Source organism: Pseudoalteromonas sp. S3260 (genome assembly GCF_005886925.1).
GTDB lineage: Bacteria > Pseudomonadota > Gammaproteobacteria > Enterobacterales > Alteromonadaceae > Pseudoalteromonas > Pseudoalteromonas tetraodonis.
In genome coordinates this window covers 1-1,368 of sequence record NZ_PNCV01000201.1, presented here as the reverse complement: position 1 = coordinate 1,368, position 1,368 = coordinate 1, and the positions used below count along the sequence as shown (strand labels likewise).

At 42.6% G+C, this 1,368-nt stretch carries 1 protein-coding gene and 1 tRNA gene; one reads left to right on the top strand and one right to left on the bottom strand.

Annotated features, from left to right (window positions below; translation table 11 throughout):
- Positions 1 to 405: 405 nt before the first annotated feature.
- Positions 406 to 481, top strand: a tRNA-His gene (locus tag CWC14_RS18175).
- A gap of 343 nt (positions 482 to 824) precedes the next feature.
- On the opposite strand, the gene CWC14_RS18170 is transcribed toward CWC14_RS18175, so the two are convergent.
- Positions 825 to 1,368: integrase core domain-containing protein (locus CWC14_RS18170; RefSeq protein WP_138564296.1), on the bottom strand; the 544-nt coding region annotated here is incomplete at its 5' end.

The window sequence follows — 1,368 nt, the reverse complement described above, 5'->3', positions numbered from 1 at the left end:
GAGGTTCGAGGTTCGAGGTTCGAGGTTCGAGGTTCGAGGTATTTAAAAACGTTACGATTAATATAGCAAGGTTTTTATATCCGTAGCAACGGGTTTACCCCGCGTCGTTATTAGGTATTAGGTTCTAGGTATTTAAAAACCTTAAGGTTAATATCGCAAGGTTTTTATATCCGTAGCAGCGGGTTTACCCCGTGTCGTTATTAGGTATTAGGTATTAGGTATTAGGTATTAGGTTTTAGGTATTAAGCCCGTTGCCCGTTGCCCGTTGCCCGTTGCCCGTAGCCCGTAGCCCGTAGCTTAAATATAGAATACTTATAATAAATTTAATTTTTTTGATTTTTTTGCTTCACAAGCATGGGGATATTATGTATTATGCGCGCCACACCAAACAAGGTGTATGTAGTGGCGGTTGTAGCTCAGTTGGTAGAGCCCCGGATTGTGATTCCGGTTGTCGCGGGTTCGAGCCCCGTCAATCGCCCCACTATTCTTTAAGTCTCCTCAGTAATATTCAAAGTTAATTCATAACTTCATTATTAAAAATCAAATTATAGTTTATCTATTTGATACACCGAGAAAAGCCACGAGCTGCGTGTAACGGGCTACTCTTAACCCTAACACCGTGCTACATGTGCGCGGCGTAAAGCCCGCCTACAAAATATTTTTTACCACAGAGAACACCGAGGCGCTACGCGCTACACAGAGAAAAGCCACGGGCGGATAGCGGGCTATAAGCCCTAGCACCTAGTCACTTTAATCACTTCCTCTGTGTTCTCTTTACCTCTGTGGCGGAGTTTTTCAAGTTAGTTGTCGCCTCAAGTTAAATTTTATGCCGCCCGCATTTCTTCTTTTTTCTCAGGGTTTAAATTTACTTCATTTATCATTGACCAGTCTCGTGACTTCCCTGACCAACGGCTTGGGTTATTCAATTTAGCTGCGTCGTTTACCTGCTGACGCTTAGCTAATATTTCTTTATCTAAACCTGAATGACGTTGGTTTGGCGTCACAAATTTTATACCACTGTGTAGGTGCTCATTATTGTACCAATCAACGAACCCAGTAACCCATTCTCTTGCTGCGCTTATATCTTCAAATGGCTTTTCTGGGTATTCTGGGCGATACTTTAACGTTTTAAATAACGACTCAGAGTATGGATTGTCATTACTTACTGATGGTCGACTAAATGATGGCACAATGCCTAACTCCTGTAATGTTGCCAACAATGTCGCGCCTTTCATTGGGCTGCCATTATCTGAGTGTAACGTAACTTGCTCGCGCTTTATTTGCTCTCGACTGCAAATATCCTTCATTAAATCCGCGGCTAATTCACTTAACTGTGTGTCGTAAACCTGCCAGCCAACAACCTTTCGA